This window comes from Peribacillus sp. NPDC058075, from assembly GCF_042885195.1.
Taxonomy (GTDB): Bacteria; Bacillota; Bacilli; order Bacillales; family DSM-1321; genus Peribacillus.
Genome location: NZ_JBHVSL010000001.1, coordinates 1,466,537 through 1,484,960, shown reverse-complemented (window position 1 = coordinate 1,484,960; position 18,424 = coordinate 1,466,537). Strand labels below are relative to the sequence as shown.

The 18,424-nt window shown below is 37.0% G+C and carries 15 protein-coding genes and 4 pseudogenes; 6 read left to right on the top strand and 13 right to left on the bottom strand.

Features of this window, described 5'->3' with window-relative positions; all coding sequences use genetic code 11:
• Window positions 1–10 precede the first annotated feature (10 nt).
• From ACFVS1_RS07475 to ACFVS1_RS07455, 5 genes and pseudogenes are all read right to left on the bottom strand, one after another.
• Window positions 11–1,474 (bottom strand): glycoside hydrolase family 68 protein, encoded by a 1,464-nt coding sequence (locus ACFVS1_RS07475; protein WP_387546071.1) that lies wholly within the window; start codon window positions 1,472–1,474, stop codon window positions 11–13.
• Between the two features lie 145 nt (window positions 1,475–1,619).
• On the bottom strand, window positions 1,620–2,894 hold the full coding sequence (locus ACFVS1_RS07470; RefSeq protein ID WP_387546069.1) for an ABC transporter substrate-binding protein: 1,275 nt from the start codon (window positions 2,892–2,894) through the stop codon (window positions 1,620–1,622).
• Complete coding sequence (locus ACFVS1_RS07465; RefSeq protein ID WP_387546067.1) at window positions 2,894–4,060, bottom strand: response regulator transcription factor; 1,167 nt, start codon at window positions 4,058–4,060, stop codon at window positions 2,894–2,896. The genes ACFVS1_RS07470 and ACFVS1_RS07465 overlap by 1 nt, the downstream gene beginning before the upstream one ends.
• Window positions 4,061–4,065: 5 nt before the next feature.
• Window positions 4,066–5,868 (bottom strand): sensor histidine kinase, encoded by a 1,803-nt coding sequence (locus ACFVS1_RS07460; protein ID WP_387546065.1) that lies wholly within the window; start codon window positions 5,866–5,868, stop codon window positions 4,066–4,068.
• 257 nt (window positions 5,869–6,125) lie between these two features.
• Window positions 6,126–6,416, bottom strand: a pseudogene (locus ACFVS1_RS07455) (iron chelate uptake ABC transporter family permease subunit); the annotation flags it as partial.
• Here ACFVS1_RS07455 and ACFVS1_RS07450 point away from each other — a divergent pair.
• A complete protein-coding gene (locus ACFVS1_RS07450) occupies window positions 6,352–6,501 on the top strand; it encodes a hypothetical protein (protein ID WP_387549424.1) in 150 nt (49 codons plus the stop codon). The pseudogene ACFVS1_RS07455 and the gene ACFVS1_RS07450 sit on opposite strands and share 65 nt — an antisense overlap.
• 97 nt (window positions 6,502–6,598) lie before the next feature.
• Here the strand turns inward: ACFVS1_RS07450 and ACFVS1_RS07445 are convergent, their stop codons facing one another.
• From ACFVS1_RS07445 to ACFVS1_RS07430, 4 genes are all read right to left on the bottom strand, one after another.
• A complete protein-coding gene (locus tag ACFVS1_RS07445; protein WP_387549229.1) occupies window positions 6,599–6,700 on the bottom strand; it encodes a DNA methyltransferase in 102 nt (33 codons plus the stop codon).
• A 456-nt stretch (window positions 6,701–7,156) separates the two neighbouring features.
• Window positions 7,157–7,993, bottom strand: a complete 837-nt coding sequence (locus tag ACFVS1_RS07440) for an alpha/beta fold hydrolase (RefSeq protein WP_387546062.1) — start codon at window positions 7,991–7,993, stop codon at window positions 7,157–7,159.
• A 670-nt stretch (window positions 7,994–8,663) separates the two neighbouring features.
• A complete protein-coding gene (locus tag ACFVS1_RS07435) occupies window positions 8,664–9,347 on the bottom strand; it encodes a C40 family peptidase (protein WP_352923704.1) in 684 nt (227 codons plus the stop codon).
• Window positions 9,348–10,209: 862 nt separating this feature from the next.
• Window positions 10,210–10,392 carry a hypothetical protein gene (locus tag ACFVS1_RS07430; protein ID WP_387546058.1) on the bottom strand — a complete coding sequence of 61 codons (183 nt, stop codon included), beginning with the start codon at window positions 10,390–10,392 and terminating at the stop codon, window positions 10,210–10,212.
• On the opposite strand from ACFVS1_RS07430, the pseudogene ACFVS1_RS07425 reads away from it, so the two are divergent.
• Window positions 10,382–11,208: pseudogene (locus ACFVS1_RS07425) on the top strand (substrate-binding domain-containing protein); the annotation flags it as partial. The gene ACFVS1_RS07430 and the pseudogene ACFVS1_RS07425 overlap by 11 nt on opposite strands.
• A gap of 710 nt (window positions 11,209–11,918) precedes the next feature.
• On the opposite strand, the pseudogene ACFVS1_RS07420 reads toward ACFVS1_RS07425, so the two are convergent.
• Window positions 11,919–12,490: pseudogene (locus tag ACFVS1_RS07420) on the bottom strand (FMN-binding negative transcriptional regulator).
• Window positions 12,491–12,665: 175 nt separating this feature from the next.
• Here ACFVS1_RS07420 and pdxR point away from each other — a divergent pair.
• The gene (pdxR, locus tag ACFVS1_RS07415) at window positions 12,666–14,051 is read left to right on the top strand and encodes a MocR-like pyridoxine biosynthesis transcription factor PdxR (protein ID WP_387546056.1); all 1,386 of its coding nucleotides are present in this window, start codon (window positions 12,666–12,668) and stop codon (window positions 14,049–14,051) included.
• A pseudogene (locus ACFVS1_RS07410) lies at window positions 14,036–14,187 on the top strand (SMR family transporter); the annotation flags it as partial. The gene pdxR and the pseudogene ACFVS1_RS07410, both read left to right, overlap by 16 nt.
• Window positions 14,188–14,312: 125 nt before the next feature.
• Here ACFVS1_RS07410 and ACFVS1_RS07405 read toward each other — a convergent pair.
• The gene (locus ACFVS1_RS07405) at window positions 14,313–14,924 is read right to left on the bottom strand and encodes an FMN-binding negative transcriptional regulator (protein ID WP_387546053.1); all 612 of its coding nucleotides are present in this window, start codon (window positions 14,922–14,924) and stop codon (window positions 14,313–14,315) included.
• A 417-nt stretch (window positions 14,925–15,341) separates the two neighbouring features.
• Here ACFVS1_RS07405 and ACFVS1_RS07400 point away from each other — a divergent pair, with 417 nt between their 5' ends.
• Window positions 15,342–15,467 (top strand): helix-turn-helix domain-containing protein, encoded by a 126-nt coding sequence (locus tag ACFVS1_RS07400; protein WP_387546051.1) that lies wholly within the window; start codon window positions 15,342–15,344, stop codon window positions 15,465–15,467.
• A gap of 505 nt (window positions 15,468–15,972) precedes the next feature.
• Here ACFVS1_RS07400 and ACFVS1_RS07395 read toward each other — a convergent pair.
• Window positions 15,973–16,155, bottom strand: a complete 183-nt coding sequence (locus ACFVS1_RS07395) for a YolD-like family protein (protein WP_034307388.1) — start codon at window positions 16,153–16,155, stop codon at window positions 15,973–15,975.
• Between the two features lie 748 nt (window positions 16,156–16,903).
• On the opposite strand from ACFVS1_RS07395, the gene ACFVS1_RS07390 reads away from it, so the two are divergent.
• Window positions 16,904–17,128 (top strand): hypothetical protein, encoded by a 225-nt coding sequence (locus ACFVS1_RS07390; protein ID WP_387546048.1) that lies wholly within the window; start codon window positions 16,904–16,906, stop codon window positions 17,126–17,128.
• A 428-nt stretch (window positions 17,129–17,556) separates the two neighbouring features.
• On the opposite strand, the gene ACFVS1_RS07385 is transcribed toward ACFVS1_RS07390, so the two are convergent.
• On the bottom strand, window positions 17,557–18,228 hold the full coding sequence (locus tag ACFVS1_RS07385) for a hypothetical protein (RefSeq protein ID WP_387546046.1): 672 nt from the start codon (window positions 18,226–18,228) through the stop codon (window positions 17,557–17,559).
• Window positions 18,229–18,424 lie beyond the last annotated feature (196 nt).

Below are 18,424 nucleotides of genomic sequence, written 5' to 3'. Positions count from 1 at the left end.
TCTCTGTTAACTACTTAACCGTAATCTGACCTTGTTCAAGAATACTGTCTTTTACTACCGATGTTTTTTTCCCTTTAATGTTAAGCTGGAAGCTTGGGGCAAAGGTAGATTTATTGTCTTCAAAATAACCTCTGTTTGTCATGTAGCTAGTCACTACAACATTATCACTGCCAGCCTGCGGGATCGCATAGTGTGCATAGTTCCAAGTGATGTCATATGGATCTAGATCCTGATGCAGGACGATGCCCGTTTTATTTAATGGTTTATATGGGCCAGTTAAGGAATTTGACGTGTAGCCCAACATGTAAATATCTTGATTATCGATTCCATCAATGGTCATTTTTGTTCCTCTTGAACTTGTGAATAAATACCACTTGCCGTCCTTTTTAAAGATGTTTGGACGTTCGATTTCATCTGTGACCGTATTTGAAACAATCAATGGCTTCATTTCTTTTTTCAATGTATAATCGTCGTTTACTTCAATAATTCCAATTGCACCGTTTGCAAGTTCAGCTAACTCTTTTTTAGGGCTTTGCATAAGTTTGTTTTTCTCACCCTGGAAGAATTTATTGCTGTTGCCATAATAAGCTTTATTGTATAGCGATTCTTCGCCTTGGTATCCATATTCTGTACCCGTATTTGCTTCAAATACAAGGTATTTGCGGCCGTTGTCTTCTACATAGTGAGGGTCTCTGAAGGTATGATTATCAGCGGAATATCCGTCCTCTACAAACTTATCTACAGTTTGATAGTACTTGCTGTCTTTGCCTTCATAGATGGACTTGTAATCCTCAACACCATCCACTTTTAATGTTTCAGAATCTGGCTCTGAAAGGTTTACTTGAGCGGTTGTCAAGGTTTGTTTCCCATAATTTCCTGACTCAGGTATATACGGTTCACGGTTTGTATAGAATAAGCGAACTTCCCCATCCTCAGTGAAGGTCGCAGAACCTGACCACTCTTCGGCTTGCTCTTTTAGGTAAGGATCATCTGGAACGTTTTTATCATTGTCATCAAATACTCTTCCAGCATTCTTCCAAGCATCAAGGGAGTTGTCGCCCACTTTTTTGTAGAATATGTAGATGAACGTATCACTCGCGTTTTTAGGATCGCCTGCCAATCCAAAAACGATATGATATCCTTTGTACTCTGCAACAGTTCCATCAGCGTTTTGCAATGGCCATGTATCCCACACATCTAAAGCAATGGTTTCGCCTGATTCCGTTACTTTTTTGGCAGAAGGGATGTTTTTAATTGTGGATTCGTCAAACTTAGGAACGGCATATCTAGTATCACCGTGCTGATTAATCATATCTTTCATAGCTGATCGAGTGATTTGTGAAGTATCGTACGTTTCTTTGTAATCTGCCGGATCCTTTTGAGCTGCAAATGATTGGGTAACAGTACCGCTTAATAGAATGCCAGTACTGAGTATTCCTGCTGTTGCCTGTTTGGCAAGCCTGCTAAAGTTCATAAGTCTTCCTCCTCGTTTTATGTGTTTGCTAATACAATAGAATTATAGGCGATTCCTGAAAAGAGAGGTATGCCACATATTGATTGGAATTTAGTCGTATATTGATATCGCAATAGTAGAAGGCAAAAAAAGCCCCGGCAAGAGGCTATTCCTTCGAAAACCTCTCCCAGGACTTCTGATATTCATTGAGCAGCTGTTTGCGGTTAAGCTGTTTTCCGACATAGAGCTGAGTCGCCGCTCCGAATTCTTCTCTAATTTCAACAGGGAAGTGAAACCAGTTAGAGGGGACGGTGTTCCCTTCTTTGTAACTTCGAAGAGTTTCTTCTGCGAGCGGCCCTACATCATCCGTTTTAATGTTCTTAAACGCAGGAATAAATTTGAATTCTTCCGTCATGAACCGTTTTCCTTGTTCTGAAAACACCATCCAATTTAAAAATTTCTTGGCTTCTTTTTTCTTTTCAGGAGTGGACTGTTTATTTACGGCCCAATAATTTGGAACGCTGACGACAAGGGCTTCCTTTAAAGGTCGGTCATTAATCGGAATCGGCATAAAACCGATATTCATGTCAGGCGAAGCTTGATCGATCATCGGCTGAATCCAGTTGCCTTGCTGAATGATGGCTGCTTTTTCGGAGGTAAACAGATTCACTTCCATTGAATAGTCGGTTGACAGTGGATTATCGTTTCCGTACTTTATGGTGAGATCCAGCAGGGCAAGGAGATCCTTAAATGTTTGATTGGTACTGATTTTTTCCGTTCCGTTATTTAAATTTCTTATAAAAGCATCAGTATCCTTTTGCTGGGCAAAAGCAACATTCATTAGATGGTCGCCCAATTTCCAGTCTTCATAGTAGCCAGTTGCAAAGGGAGTAATGCCTGCATTTTGCAGCTTTTCGGCAGCTGCTGTCAGTTCAGAAAGTGTGGCGGGCTGTTCAGTAATGCCGGCTTGTTTAAATAGATCCTTATTATAGATAAAGCCATACCCTTCAAGATTAACCGGCATTCCGTAAATTTTCCCGTCCAATGTGACCGGCGTCAGGGCTTCTTTGTATGCTTGATTAATCCAGGGCTCCCCTGAGAGATCCTCCAGATAGTTCCACCACAGCTTGGCATTTTCATAGCCGCTGTTTGTAAAGATATCCGGACCAGTGCCGGTCGCCATTTCGGCTTTTAGGTCGGCGAGGTCATCCATTGCGCCTCCAACAGTATGTACCCTGATATTGACTTGAGGATTTTCCCGTTCATAAGCACGCGTCATTTCTTCAAATTGAGTGGAGATTTCCACTTTCGGATTCCTTAAATCCAGTGTGATTTTCCGCTCTGTCTTTTCCGTTTTTTCTGGTGGGGCTTCGTCCTGACATGCAGAAAGAAGCAGGCTGACGGCTCCGATTAACATAAGGGATAAAAACCTGTTTTTCATCATGTCCTCCCTCTGGATTCATGTTGATCGTTCTTGTTCCTGAACTCAAAAGGCGTCATGCCGACGACCTTTTTAAATAGCTTTGAAAAGTAAATTTCATCTTGATAGCCAAGCATGGTCGAGATGGAGTAAATGCTTTTGTCTGTTTCCTTCAGCCACGATTTTGCCTGGCTGATTCTAAGCTCCGTGATGTATTTGGACAGGGTCATCCCTGTTTCTTGCTTATACTTTCTTGAGATATGCTCGCGGCTTAAAAAGAAGACATTCGACAGCTTTTCCAGACTCAAATCCTCCATATAATACATGTCAACATAGGAAATCATGTCTTCCATGCGGCGGGCGGCATCTATTTCATCCAGACGGTGGATGGTTCGGAAGTTTTGTTTCTCGAGCTTTTTCTGCAGAGCCTGAAACGAGGTCCTGATATCCGATAAAGTTTCGACCTGCTCTTCAGTTACAAGCCTTACAGGGATATCGAACTCCTTGCTGATCCATTCCTCAACGGAGAGCCATTGATTGCGAATGGTGATAACAAGGCAGAGGTTAAGATCCGTCTGAAGGGAAAACGCATTTCCTAATTTGCGCTCCGTAAGCTCATCTGAAAGCTTTTGGATATAGAGATCCGGATTGTGCATCTGGTAAAAGGAGAGCAGTGTCAGTTGGTAGCCCTCCGATTCAGGAAGAAACTCGGCAAGGCTGATTGCGTCTGAACGGTCCCCCAGACATATCGCAGTGGCTAACTGGTTTCTCCTCAGTTTTTTCACATCTTCCAGCACTTCAGCATGTTCAAAGTCATCCTTCCAGGCTTGTACCGATTTTTCCAGTGTATGATTGAACGCTTCATACTCAATCGGCTTCAGCAGGTAATCAAAGCTGCTGTGCTGAATGGCTTTCCGCATATAGGAATAATCGTTATATCCAGTAATGAAAATAACTTTCCCCGGATAGGAAATGGAATCCAGCCACTCAATCAGTTCGATTCCGCCCATACCGGGCATTTTTACGTCTGTAAAGATAATCTCCGGGCGTTCTTTCTCAATCAGTGATTTTGCCTCATGGCCATTTTTGGCTTCCAATAGCTTGATGATGCCGTATGTTTCCCACTGGCCTAAATGGCGTATGACGTCCCGCACATTGAATTCATCATCGACTATCAGTGCTTTCACCGTGTTCATCTCCTTTCCTGAAGTAAGTCTTTATCATCCCCAAGGACGGTCTTTATCGGGATCCTCATGCTGACGGAAAACCCCTGTCCGTCATTCGAATCTACTTTCATTTCTGCACTTGATCCATACCCTAGAAGCAGCCTGTCACGAATATTCTTCAGGCCTATATGTTCATGCGAATAAGACCCTTCGTAAGGGGGTGTATAGATATGTTCCCGCAGAGTCTGAAGCTCTTCTTCCGTCAGACCCGGACCATCATTCTCTACAGTAAAGCACAGATCGTTTCCTTGTTTTTCCCCGTAAATGGACAAATGAGCGTTGTTGTAACCTTCCTCATACGTGTGTTTAAAGAAATTCTCTGCTAGGGGCTGCAGAATCATACTTGGAATAGTCATGTCCAAAATGGACTCATCGATATTGACCGAGTAACTTACATATTCACCAAACCGCTCTGTTTGAAGGGAGAGGTACGCTTTTGTATATTCAGCTTCATCCCGAACCCGTACCCATTGATCTGCCTGCATTGAGTAGCGCATCATTTTGGACAGCGAAGTCAGCAATTGATAGACCTTTGGTGCATTCGACCTGAGGGCGACAGCGCCGATGGATTGTAAAGCGTTAAACAAAAAATGAGGATTAACCTGTGATTTTAACGCCCTGAACTGGTTCTTCCTGTTTTCAATTTCAAGCTTATATTCACGGTCAATGTGGGAATTGATCCGGTTCATCATGTCCTTCATGTGTGACTCCAAATGGCCAATTTCATCGCTTTTGGTATCATCAAAAGGGACATTCATATTTCCGCCTTCAATGGAGCGGACTTTGCTGCTCAGCCTAGTAATGGGACGGGTAATCCTATTTGAGATAATGCCTATCATCAGCAAACCCAGTATTCCTACTCCGATGCCGACAAGGATATTGGTATAGGCTGTTTTCCTGACATCTTCATATAAAGCCTGACTCGACATGATCTTAATCAATTTCCAGCCTTTCAGTGACCCTGATAATTCCTTTGATAAGAGAATATCGTCATCATGCTGCCTCCTATTCCCGTTAAGACGCTGCTTTTCATCGACAGGAAGAGGTTTTCCAATCAGTGCACGATCATTTGCATAAATGACGCGATCTTTTGAATCAATAAGCAAAACAGAAGATGCGCCTCCCTGGACAAGGTTATTGCAAATGCGGGCATACTCGCCCAAGTCAATGTCGATTGTAATCATCCCAAGAAACTTTTTAGACAGAACGTCTATAATTTTGTGGTGAAAAGTCAACACCATCGTTTTGTCCGATTTTGGAACAATGGCTGCATTATTGTAATTCTCAAGAGGGTGGGGCGGCTCAATCAAATATTGTGAGTCAGATGTATACAGCTGTTTGATCGGGTCCTGGTTCAGAAAATCCGGCTGATACCTGTGTGTGCTGATCATTGCATTATATACAGTAAATGACTCATTGTTTTTAGCAATATAGAAACGGATTTGCCGAAATTCGTTTCTCATTAGATAAAAGGTTTCGAGACTCTTTTCCCTGGTCATAGGATTGAAATAAATGGAGTCTTCGAAGCCGTTATTAAAAATCCGAAACAGATCAGGGTTGCGGTACAGAATATATGGAAAATCAATCATATCTTCAAAATACTGCTCCAGTTCATCCGCATTCTTCTGAAGTTGCTCCCGGCTGTTTTCAAGTTCATACTGCTCCACACTGTTTTTTGTGTAAGTGTAGATGAAAAAAACGGACAGGAAATAGGGCAGAACGATGAAAATCAGCAGCATGATCAATAAACGGCTTTGTATGCTTTTCACAGGAGGCACCCCCTTTCGCAGAAGGCTCTTTTTTGTCAGATCTTCTCTTCTCACTTTAGCATCCTAAAACTATATCAAATCAAAAAACCAAGTCAATCATCCTTAAGTAGGATTCGTGTAAGTGCATGTATCGTTATATTTCGCAGTTCGGGCTTATATTATGTTCCAATCTGCGCTGCGCCAGAGATTTGAAGATGATAAGGCAAACAAAAAAGCTGAAGACATCTTCAGCTTTTATAAAAATTGTGCTTTTTCTCCTACTTATTCATCAAAAAATACATAAAATAAGGAGCCCCTATTAAAGCGATCATAATCCCCGCAGGTTTGCCTTTGAGTTCAAGTATGTTTCTTCCGATGGTATCTTGCCAGAAGCAGCAGCCAGGCGCGGATCAGAATCACTGCCGGCAGTATGAGCTGATTTCGAGCTCCGACCAGAGCTCTTGCAAAGTGCGGAGCCCTGAGCCCGACGAAGGCGATGCCTCTGTGACTGAGACAGCTGCTACTGCAAGCGCAACCGCTGTCAGCAGCAGGATTGCCCTTTCTTTTTCACCCTATACGCCCAACCCTGTTTGCACAGATTTGACTGGCTGCATTCCTGCAGTCCGTCTTCGAAATTGTCACAGGGGATGGTAATTCGATGGCTTCAGAAGGTTTCAAACAGCAACAACATCATTTAATTTGTCGTATCTTTATGTAAAGCATTCGAAACTTCGTTAAAGTAATCATTGTCTTATTCGAAACCAATAATGTTCCGATTTAGATTTATAGTAGCCTGCCCTGTTCCTCCTGAACCCATAAAACAATCCAATAATGTTTTACCTTCATTGGTTATAGTTACGAGAATAAATTAATTAACTCAGTAACTATATTAAGGCAAATAAGCCTTTGTCACGTTGGACAAAGGCTTATTTTTGGAAGAGTTTCTTCTATTGTAACTAGGAAGGTATTAGACTGCCTTTTTTCTTTAGAAATACATTTATAAGATCAAGTATATCTCGGGATGCCCTAGATTCTGCTAAAACTCTAAAACTGTAAAGAACACAGCTAACTTATTTATTAGCAGAACCCCTAAAATGCAATTCCAGTTTACATAAAGGGTAATGAAAAGTGCAGAATTATCCAATCAATCCCTGATATCAATGTAATAATAATTGCTACGATTCATTTATACGAAAAGTGTCTTCTAGCAAACACTCTACTTCTGCCTCATATTAAGGGTTTTCCTCAACCTTATAAAAAGAAAGACTGCCTCCTCCTTCTCATTTGAAATAGGATCGTCATTACTTTATTAATCTTTTAAAAATGTTAGTAACGCTTCATTAAATTCTTTTGGATGAGTTGCGTTTAATCCATGCGGACCACCCTTTATTAGAGCGAGGATACTACCAGGAATGGAATCATATGTACGTTTTCCACTTAACTCAAAAGGTACAGTTGCATCAGAGTCACCGTGAATAATAAGAGTAGGTATATTGAACTTTTCCAAGTCCTTTCTAAAATCTGTCTTACTAAATGCCGTTATACAATCGAGCGTTCCCTTAGGTGAGGCACTAGCTGCAATATCCCGATTATATAAACGGAATGGCTCACTAACTAAATCTGTTTGATTACCCGCCGCGAAAAACCCCTTCGTAAATTTGTCAAGAAATGCAAGGCGGTCATTTATCACGCCACTTTTGAACTCTTCAATTGTTGCATCATCTAATGCTCCTTCAGGATTATCCTCTGATTTGAATAAATAAGGAGGAACTGATCCAGCAAAAACAGCCTTTTCAATACGATCTGTTCCATACGTACTAATGTATCGAGCTACTTCACCTCCACCCATAGAAAAACCAACAAGTGTAACATTTTGAAGATCTAAATGTTCTAACAGTTTATGTAAATCGGAAGCAAATGTCTCATATTCATATCCTTCCCATGGCTGGGATGATTTTCCGAATCCTCGACGATCATATGTTATGACTCTGTAACCTGCTTCAATAAGAGCTGGCACCTGATATTCCCAAGAGCGTCCACTTAAAGGCCAACCATGTATTAAGACAACGGGTTTCCCTGAGCCATGGTCCTCATAATAAAGTTCAATTGGAGCATGATTTTCATTACCTACAGTAAATTTTGCCATATAAATTTCCTCCCATGAATATTCATTATTAAACCTATATTCTTGCTTCTCTAAACAAAAAACTCTTTACTCCAAAACATGTAAACTATTTTTTGCAAAATGTTTATAGGATTATTATATTCCCGACTATCGAAATTGTAAAATTATTCAAAAAATATCAAATCAATTAATATTATTAGATTACAATATATTTGTTTAATCTAAGTGTGTAAATTATTGATAATTTTGAAGAACTTAAACTGAAAAATCGAATTAGAGATTTTTAAGCAACTCCAATTGGGGTACCTCCAATTAAGTTAGAATTCAAAATCATAGCCCTCCCTAAAATATCAAGGCTTATTTATCGATTTCACTCTGCAAATTTTAAGTTATTTCCAAAAAAAAATAATTTGTTTTTCCAAAGTTTAAAAGACCCTACGATAACAGTGAGCCACAGCTTGAACGCTATGATAATGAGTCCCACTTTAGCTAAGTCCTGCGAGGCTACCCCCTGTCCGGGAAAACTAATTTCCTCGACTGTCATCGGCCCAAGGACGGAACGTAGATGCCCCTCCTTGTAACAGGGTTATATTACGGGAGAAATTAAAGAATTTATATATGGAGTATCCATTAACCTATTGGCAGAACTATAAAAGCCAGTCTCTTAAAAAAGAGCTGGCCACTTTCTCTACTACATTCTTTTTGCTCCTAAATATCTTTTCTTCCAATAACTATTATCCATAGAAGAAATGCTTACACCATTTGATGAGGAGCTGTGTATGAATTGATTACCACCTATATAAATACCAGCATGTGAGGCACCAGGTTTATAGGTTTCATAAAAGACCAAATCTCCAGCTTGTGGCTTGGATACCTTAGTCCCCTTTTTATAAATTTCCGATACTGTTCTTGGTAAAGTGACATCTGCACCTTTATCAAAAGTGTACTTTAGGAATCCGCTGCAATCAAAACCTTTTGGCGTAGTTCCCCCCCATACATACCGTACATTCAAATGTTTTTTTGCTTCTTTCACGATCGCAGAAGATTTATTGCTTGCTTTATTCACATTAGCTACGTTGGAGGTTTTCTTTTTTACTCCCAAAGCCTTATATGTATTCGGACCGACAATACCATCAGCTTTTAAGCCTTTGTTTTTTTGGAACTTTACAACTGCACTTTTAGTGACCGTCCCAAAATATGTAGTTGTATTCTTACTCTTAAAATATTCTTTTTTCTTTAGAACCTCTTGTAATTGTTTTACTTCTGTATGAGTCATTCCACTTTTTAATGTACGATCGCCCAATGCAGCATTACTAACCAACGGATTTGATAGTAACAATCCAGAAACAACAAAAGATGCTATGATTTTTTTCATTTTCTCCCCCGATAAAATCTCTTTTTTTATCATTTTATCATCTTTAAGTGACACACATATTTACCTAATTTTACATTATCATTACAAATTAATCCATAAAGTGTGCATAAAATACAAAATAACTAAAATATCCCTACCATTCCCGGAAGGTAGTACTTAAGAGTAAATTCTTCGCTTTTTGTAGTAGTGACCCTCCGTTTTTTTAACAGTCTAGCCTACATTTCCCATTATAGTATTGTGATATATTCTCCACTCTTTATACTATTTTGTTTTCACTAGCTAAAACACATTGAGATTAGTATATTTAATCAAAGTTCTGACCTTAATTTGGGTTTTTCCAATTAAGTAAATAGAGATCTTCATATCCTTAAATTGGGTGACTTTTCACAAAGCCATTTCCCTTACAACTTTATCTTCCTAAATATTTTTCGTGACGTCATTCCATTCTTATAGAATTTCTTCCTTGTTTCGCCCAAAACGATTGAGTGAATGAATATAAAGGATCGTTAATTTTTGTTGCAGCATAGGAAAAGCACCTCCTTTGATTGATACAAGTATCGTACCAGGAGATGCTACGTATTTGATATTCGCTGATTAAATGGGGGCTTACCTTTAACCGTAGTGTACGAACCACTCTCTAACTGTTTACGCTTAAAAGTATAAGTTATCCTCTATCCCCCAAAAATCTGTTCGAGTAAGTGGCTAACTCTTATTCGGCGGGAATCCCACTTGATAATGTAACGGCCAAAACTCGATCGCTCTGACAGGCACCGGATGCTGATTCTAACTAACAGCCGAATCGATGTGAAATTATCGAAACCAAATCCACCTATTCAACACTTTAACACACTAACTGGAAACTTCAGCTGAGTGGGCTCCTGACCTCAATTTTGTATTTTGTTTGCGAAGTATAATTTTCACCTGCTAAAAGAAGAATATCTCCAAAATCTTCAAACTCAATCGCTCCTGGAGCAGCTTGGGTTTCAAACGTGATTCCGCCGTGTTGAATTAATTTTTCTCCGTGCATAAGTGGCACATCTTCCACTGATTACATTTTCCCTTCTATTATCCGCGGAATTGAAAGAATATTAAATGAAGATAATTATTCGTTACTATTAGCCAGTACAAATAATGATGTCGAACAAGAAAAAAAGCCTTGGAAATGATGTTGTCATTTGGCGTGGATGGCTTGATTATTGAACCTACAAAAAGCAATCTATACAATCCCAACATCGCTTACTACCTATTATTTAAGGAACAAGAGGTTCCATTCACCATGATTAACGCTTATTATGAAGAATTAGAGGTTCCTTTCTTTTGCCTAGATGATGTGCAGTCAAGCTACCTCGCAACAAAAGAATTGATTTCGAAAGGACACTCCCAAATTGGTCTCATTTCGAAAATGGATGATTTACAAGGAAAGTATCGAATGAAGGGATATATAAAAGCACTTGGAGAGTCCAAATTACGCTTTCAACCAGAGCAATTGCTTTCGTATACTACAGAAACGAAGCTAGACCTTTACACGAACTTGAAAGGGTTTCTAAATGAAAATAGAGACGTGTTGACTGCCTTTGTTTGCTATAACGACGAGGTAGGGTTGGAAGTAGCGAATGTATGCAGACAACTTGATATTTCTATTACCGAACAATTATCAATTATTGGTCAGGACAATTTTTATATTGCGAAAAATGCTAATATCCAACTATCGACATTGACACACCCACAAGAACAAATGGAACATGATGCAGCTGATTGGGTCATCAAGAAATCACAAGGAAAGAAGGATTTACCAAACGAAAACTATTATCAACCAGTGTTAATTGAAGGCGAAACTGTCAAAGAGTTAGAAATACAATAATCCTAATGTAATCAATCACACTATATAAAGGGTTTTTTGGATATGTTTATCTAATTCTTATAGGTAACCAATCATAACTATGTGGAGGTAGTCAATTGATGAAACCCATCTTCAGCACAGTTGATTCTCGATAATATGGTTACGAATTTCATATATCAATAAATTACTAGTCAATTAAGCTTTGCTTCCTTTTGTTCCTTTACTGAATGGAAAAATCGGATCTTTTACATGAAACTCATCACTTCATGTTTCATCTATTAATTCAATACAGAGGAATGCATATTGCTCCGTCATCATCTTTATAAACTATCTCTCCTTCATATGGTGAAGTTTTTCCACTGCGTAGTGAACAGAACCACCAAGAGATACACCAAGAACTTGATACTATGCCCGCTTTCTTCCCTTGATCTATAAACAACTGGTCCTGGTATTATGAACCATGTAACAGCAGTGATTACAAATAGCCAAATATTTGAAAACTCCATATTTTTGCACATAATTTGATTGGGCACCTCCTTGAATGGTGAAATCAAGGTTACACTTTTTTTAAGGTTCGCTTTCATCAAGGAGGCGATTTATTGCTCATTTGGAAAAGTTCCAACTGTTTTATAATGAGCTCTTGTCTGTATAAGGAATGGTTTTGACTTAACTTTGCTTTCCCTTAAAAAGTGATAAACACCATTTTTGCTTTTAGGGGTGCCGCCCAAAAATCATTTAATTAACCCTTTCCGTTGCTCACGCATCCATTGAGCAACCTGAATTTCCCCTTGTTCATTTGATTTTTCAAGCTCTGTAATAATTGCTTTGTAATCGGTGTCATTACGATTTTGACTCATTTTGGCTGCAGCTTGAATAGATGTGATTTCAATTTCAAAGCCAACTATTCCTTTCATTTCACTCTTAAGCAACTCTGGATTAAACGTTGCCCAGGTCCGACCATTTTCTCGGTGAGACTCATAATGATTAAGCATAGTATCCAAGGAGGATTTCAGCTCGTCTTCAGTGATTACACGTGCTGATCCATAGGCATGTACAGCTAAATAGTCCCATGTAGGAACCTCTTCACATTGATACCAACTTGATGAAATGTATGCGTGCTGACCTTGAAAAATTAGTAACACATCACTATTATTGTCTAAAGTTTTTTTCTGCATGTTTCCGTATGCAATGTGCCCAGTCGCATAGATTTTCCCTTCATCTTCCCGAATTTCCAAAGGAATATGCGTGCCATGGGACGATGTTCATCAACAGTAATCAATAAGGCAAACGGGTTAGACTTCATAATTTGAACTGCCTCTTCATTTTTCATGCGATATTGCTTAGGAATGTACATAATAAAATCCTTTCAACTTGTATTTGAGTTCTTGAATAAATATCCGATAAAAAAATAATATTACACAAATTGACATGGAAAAAGGTACAATAATTAATAAATATACATGTCAGAGGGAATGCAAATGAATAATACCATTTTTACTTTTAATGATAACTCTCCAAAATACAAACAAATCTATGAGAAATTTAAATCATATATTGAACAAGGAGACATTTTGGCCAATGAGCAATTACCCTCCATTCGTCAGCTTGCGGATTCCTTACATGTAAGCCGTAATACAACTTTACTGGCATATGAACAACTTGTATCTGAAGGGTATATTCGTGGAGAGGGCAGAAAAGGTTATTTTGCAAATAAGTTAGAACCCCTCATATTTCAGGAACCATTAATCTCTTCTAATAAAAAGCAGACTGAGTCCAAGAATCCGCCAGTAGTTGATTTCAGGGCAGATGCCGTTGATCAAACACATTTTCCACTGAAAATTTGGAGGAGAATGGCAAATCAAGTATTAACATTACAGGATAGCTTTCGATACGGGGAACCATTTGGGGAAGAATGCCTGCGCGAACAAATCTCCCCATATTTATTCCAATCTCGCGGAGTGAAAACAAATGCAAATGCCATTATTATCGGAAGCAGTACCCAACAAATGCTAGTATACCTGGGACATTTACTGAAGGATGAATTCGAGAGTATTATAGTTGAAGACCCTGGTTACGACGGTGCTAGGGAAGCTTTTCAATTCCATCGTTTTATGTTAGAAACTTTGCCGGTTTATGAAACAGGTGCTGAACTTTCACAATTAGAACAAATGAAATCACGCTTAATCTATGTAACCCCTTCCCATCAAAGTCCAATTGGAGTAAGCATGTCCATCCAACAACGGCAAATGCTTATTCATTGGGTTAACAAGATGCGTGGATATATTATCGAAGACGATTATGATAGTGAATTTCGCTATACTCAAAAACCATTTCCTGCTCTTGCCTCCATTGATTCAGCAAGGGTCATTTATTTAGGGAATTTCTCGAAGTCCTTTCTTCCAGGGATTCGTTTAAGTTATATGGTCTTGCCTCAGCCACTTTTAAATCGTTTTAAAAATCAGTTTCTTCATTTTGAAGCTACTACCTCCCTGCTTAGCCAACTTACAATGGCTAAATTTATGGAAGAGGGAGAATGGAGTAGACATATTAAACGCATGCGCCTTGTTTATAAAAGAAAAATGCAGCACTTAGTATCCGCTTTAAAAGAGCAATTTACTCAAAATATATCCATTATTGGTGAACAATCTGGTTTGTACGTATTAGTCAAAGTACATCTGAAGCATTCAGAAGAATGGTTAATTCAACAAGCCTCCTTACATGGAGTTACTGTATATTCTACGTCCCCCTACTTCATTAAAAATAACTCCGACGTACCATTGGTTAAACTAGGTTTCAGTAATCTTACTTCCAATGAAATTGATTTGGGTGTGAAGCTCTTAAAGAAGGCATGGTTCAAAGAATAACTCAACAATTATTAAACTGTTTATTTGAATGTCTCGTTCTAGCCTTACTAGTTATTGGATTTGGAGCAAGCTTCACATGGTTATTTTATGCAATGGAAACACTTCCTATGGGGTCACTTATGGAATATGGACGGGAAACTAAAATTTGTTTTTTAAGAAATATATTGAAGGATCATTTTAAGCCTAATTTCCATCTGAAATTAGGCTTAATTATTTAACAAATCTACCCTGTTAGTTAAACAAGACAAAGTCGAATAACTTCTATTTTTGTAGATTTTTCTTCATCAGACAGGCTACTTGTATATTATCTTGTTGAGAAGTGTTTTCTAGATGCTTAATAATTAATTCTTGACGTTCCACAGGGTGATTTTGGCTTAATTTAGCTTTCGCTTCCATTTTTGTGATTTTTATTTTAAATGCTACAATCCCTTTACTCATTCCTTCGATATATCTGGAATCTACATCGTTTAAATTGTATGGGCTATCTGGACTTTCATATTTTTTTACCATATCATTTAGAGAATCGAATATGACTTTTTGATCTTCCACTATCTCCATCTTTCCATATAAATGGATAGATAAATAATTCCAAGTAGGAACTGCCATCGTTGTTTCATACCATGATGGAGATATATAACAGTGAGGACCTTGGAAAACCGCAAGAACTTGTTGGTATTCTATATCCTTCCATTGCTCGTTTGGGCGGGCAAAATGACCATATAAAGCACTTTCACTTTTATTTAATGTGAGTGGAAGATGGGTAGCGTATGGTTCTCCATTGTGTTGTGAAAATAAAGTGGCAAAGCTATACTTTTCGATAAAATCATAAATTATTTCTTCATCCTTGAGTTGAAAATGTTTAGGTATATACATGATTCGCTCCTCCTTGATAAAGTCTTTTTAATTTTCGACTATCTCAAATTCTTAAATACCAAGTATTATATGAGATATTTTATTATGTAAACTGACATCTAAAAAGGTACAATTATTAATAATTGTACATGTCAATGGTGATAAAGAATTTTAATAGTTTATTTTAAAAATTCTCCGCGGATACAGCCGGGCCCTACAGGTCATCTAACATCATAGTGAGTTATTAATGAACCAAAATAACAGATAGCTAATGGTGTTTTTTCACTTTATCCAGCAATCAGGCCAAATTATGGAATAATCCCTTCGAATAAAGTAACTTGATAACTAGATTATTTTCTAGCGTATTGATTGCCAATAATTATTTTCATAAGAAAGGATTGAAATAATATCGAAATAAGACATTTAGTATATTTTTTAATGGTCAGTAAAGAACTACATTTTACAAAAGCAGTTGAAAAATTAGGAATTTCGCAACCAACTTTAAGCCATCAAATAAAATTGCTTGAACAAGATGTAGGCTATGCACTTTTACTGTATTGGTAAGAAGATTGAACTTACTAAGGTGGGAGAAATCGTTCAACAAGAAGCCTTGAATATTCAAAATTCCTTACAAAGTATATCTTCTCAAATTAGAGCACTTACAAAAGTAGAAATTGGGGAATTGAAAATCGCTGTTTTACCAGGAGAAATAACTGATTTGGTATCCACTTTGTGCATTAAATTCAATGACGATTATTTCCTGGAGAAACAATACCTAAAATTATCTCTTATAACTATTCATTTTTTATGTGATCGCTCCATACATTTTATAGTTAATCGCGCCTAGACTTTCTTACGAAAAGGATACTACCATCCAAAAAGTATAAAAACAATATTTATAAATCCGGAGATGAGGAGCCCCATTTTTCAAACCGAAAAATTACTAATACAGGAATGCTAAACTGACCAGATTTCCATATATGAAAAAAAGAACCTTTAGTAATACACTAAAGATTCGGGATTAATAAATATATTGTATTTTAATTATGCTTTAATGAAAGTAATCAAGTTAATATATTTCCATAATACGAGATAAACGAATAGAGAAAATCTTTTGATTTTCATCCTTTAATGAAAGGGTTTGTTCATTAAGGTTAAGTTTATGCAATTGACCCTTACATGTTTTTAATACTCCTTCTTTATAATAAATGATGGTTGTTATGCCCTTTTTTTTCAACGATTTCAAGATCATCTGATTATCTCCTTTCTGTCTATTCAATTATTTATTAAAATTGTATGTTCATTGGTGCAATACTATGAAATCAATTAGGATATGTATATTATACAATGAAAACGGTAAGCGTTTTCATTGTTGTTGTGAACAATTTGTGAAAGTTTGAACATTAGAATATTTTTGGAAAAACAGATAGCCTAGGAAATGGTATAATCAATAATAAAAAATGAATATGAAGTGAATTGACTTTTAGACTGAAAATTACTTAACGGATAATATCCCGTTTTGTCGGCGGACTCCCTTATCAACAATACGGGGAGATTTCTCAATTGATTTATCCGAATTCATTCCAAGATCGTTCATAGATTTTCAAGTAAAACAGCTAACCTAAAACTGAAAAGGTTACTGTTAAACTTGGTAACCTTCGATATGAAAATTCCATAGAATTAACAAAATAAATGTCAAAGCACTTCAACAAGAAGAAGCAACAGATTGTATATCTGTTGCTTCTTCTTGTATGATTTGGCCCTATTGCTAATAATGGTTAATTCTTCAATATTTTTTGTTAGTTAAATTCTTTTTGTTTTCTGCAATACTTCTTATTCTAATGCATCAGCTTAAATTTCATTTGAAGAACAGATGATTTACCTTTTATTATTCTTCTCTGTTACTCTTCCTTGCTTGCTGCCTTATTCATGCTCACTTCAGCATTTTCTTGTTTGACTAATGGTATATTGCGTTTCCCTGAGAAATTCTCAGGCAATCTTTGAGATCAATTCCCGAAGATGCTTTTAGCCAAACAGACCACCTATTTAACAAGGAAAAAGTCCTTACATTACTTGCTGATCATGTTATGGAAAAGAGAGATAACAGTCGAAAGCTGTGGTCCATCTTCACATTCATGATTTGGCATCAAATTTATGTAGAGAAAATATATCAGTTTGATAACTATATAGAATGCAAAGAAAAACGGACCCTTATGACCACTTAGGAACGAGCTTCATTCTTACTAGAATTTTGCTAATTTTTAAACAAAACAAGGAATCAACCATGCTACCGATAGGAGAATTGCTGGTTCCTTGTTAGCCTACCTAAGAGAAAAATCAAAGCTAGTTGAGTTTTTTTATCCATAAGATCCCGCCTTATTATATGTATTTTACAAATAATAGCATTATTTCTGGAAAGAAAAAACTAAAAAGTGGAAATAATTTACTACTTAAATGGCTCTGTAAGGCATTTTAGTAAGAGGTAATATAAATACGTCAGAGGATATAATTCCGACCACCAATGCACATCGTTTTTGGCATTTTACAATAGGTCTTATAATAGCACTCCTTATGGAAAGTTCCATAAGGAAAAGCTGCCTTAAAGATAGCTCCGTCTTCAGCTAACGCACCCGTTAGTTCATTAAGGATTAAGTTAATAAATATATCTAAAAGTCTCATATTTTCCATACTTGATAACAGTTTTAAATTCTTCTCCACCATTTTTATCCTTTAACAAAGCATCCATCTTATCATTTTTAATATTGTAATGTCTCTTATTCAGAAAGCCTACACTTCGGATTGTTGGATGGTCTAAAATTGGTGATAAGTCACCATCTAACACATTAGTATCAACAAATCTAAAGTCAATTAGGTTGGGAAATTGATTTAAAAAATTCAAATTCTCAAGATTACCGCAAGAATTAAGGCAAAGGACCCGAAGATTTTTCAGAGAGAATAACTCTTCATTTGATACAAATTTCTTAGATTGATTAATATGTAAATGTTCTAGCGAATTGGCTAATCCAGAAAAACCAAAATCATTTTGTAATTTAGTACAATAATGTAATTCTAAACGCTTTAATTTATTCATTTTTTCTATCCCAAGTAAATCTTGTATATTGGACCAGTTTAATTCTAGATAGAGGAGATTTTCAGGAATACCAACAAAGTTGCCCAGCTTATTCTTTTTTTGATGCCAAAGAGTTAAATACTCAATGTTTTCCAGCTCCATCTCATTAAACTTATCTTCTTTTAAGTTTAAATTAGACTGAAGGTTATCTGGTATTTGTTCAAACCAAATCGTATTATTTCTCCAGTTATCCATATGAATCTCCCCTATATTCGCCATCATTTCTTTTATCTTATCATTAGAACTTATTAAACTAAACTGCCCCTTTAGTTCCATAATAAAAGAGCTGCCTTAATGACAGCTCCGGCCTTCAGCTAACGCACCCGTTAGTTCTATAGAAAACACTTTTTTAACTAAACTCAAGTTCATTATTTTTGATATTTTGTATTTT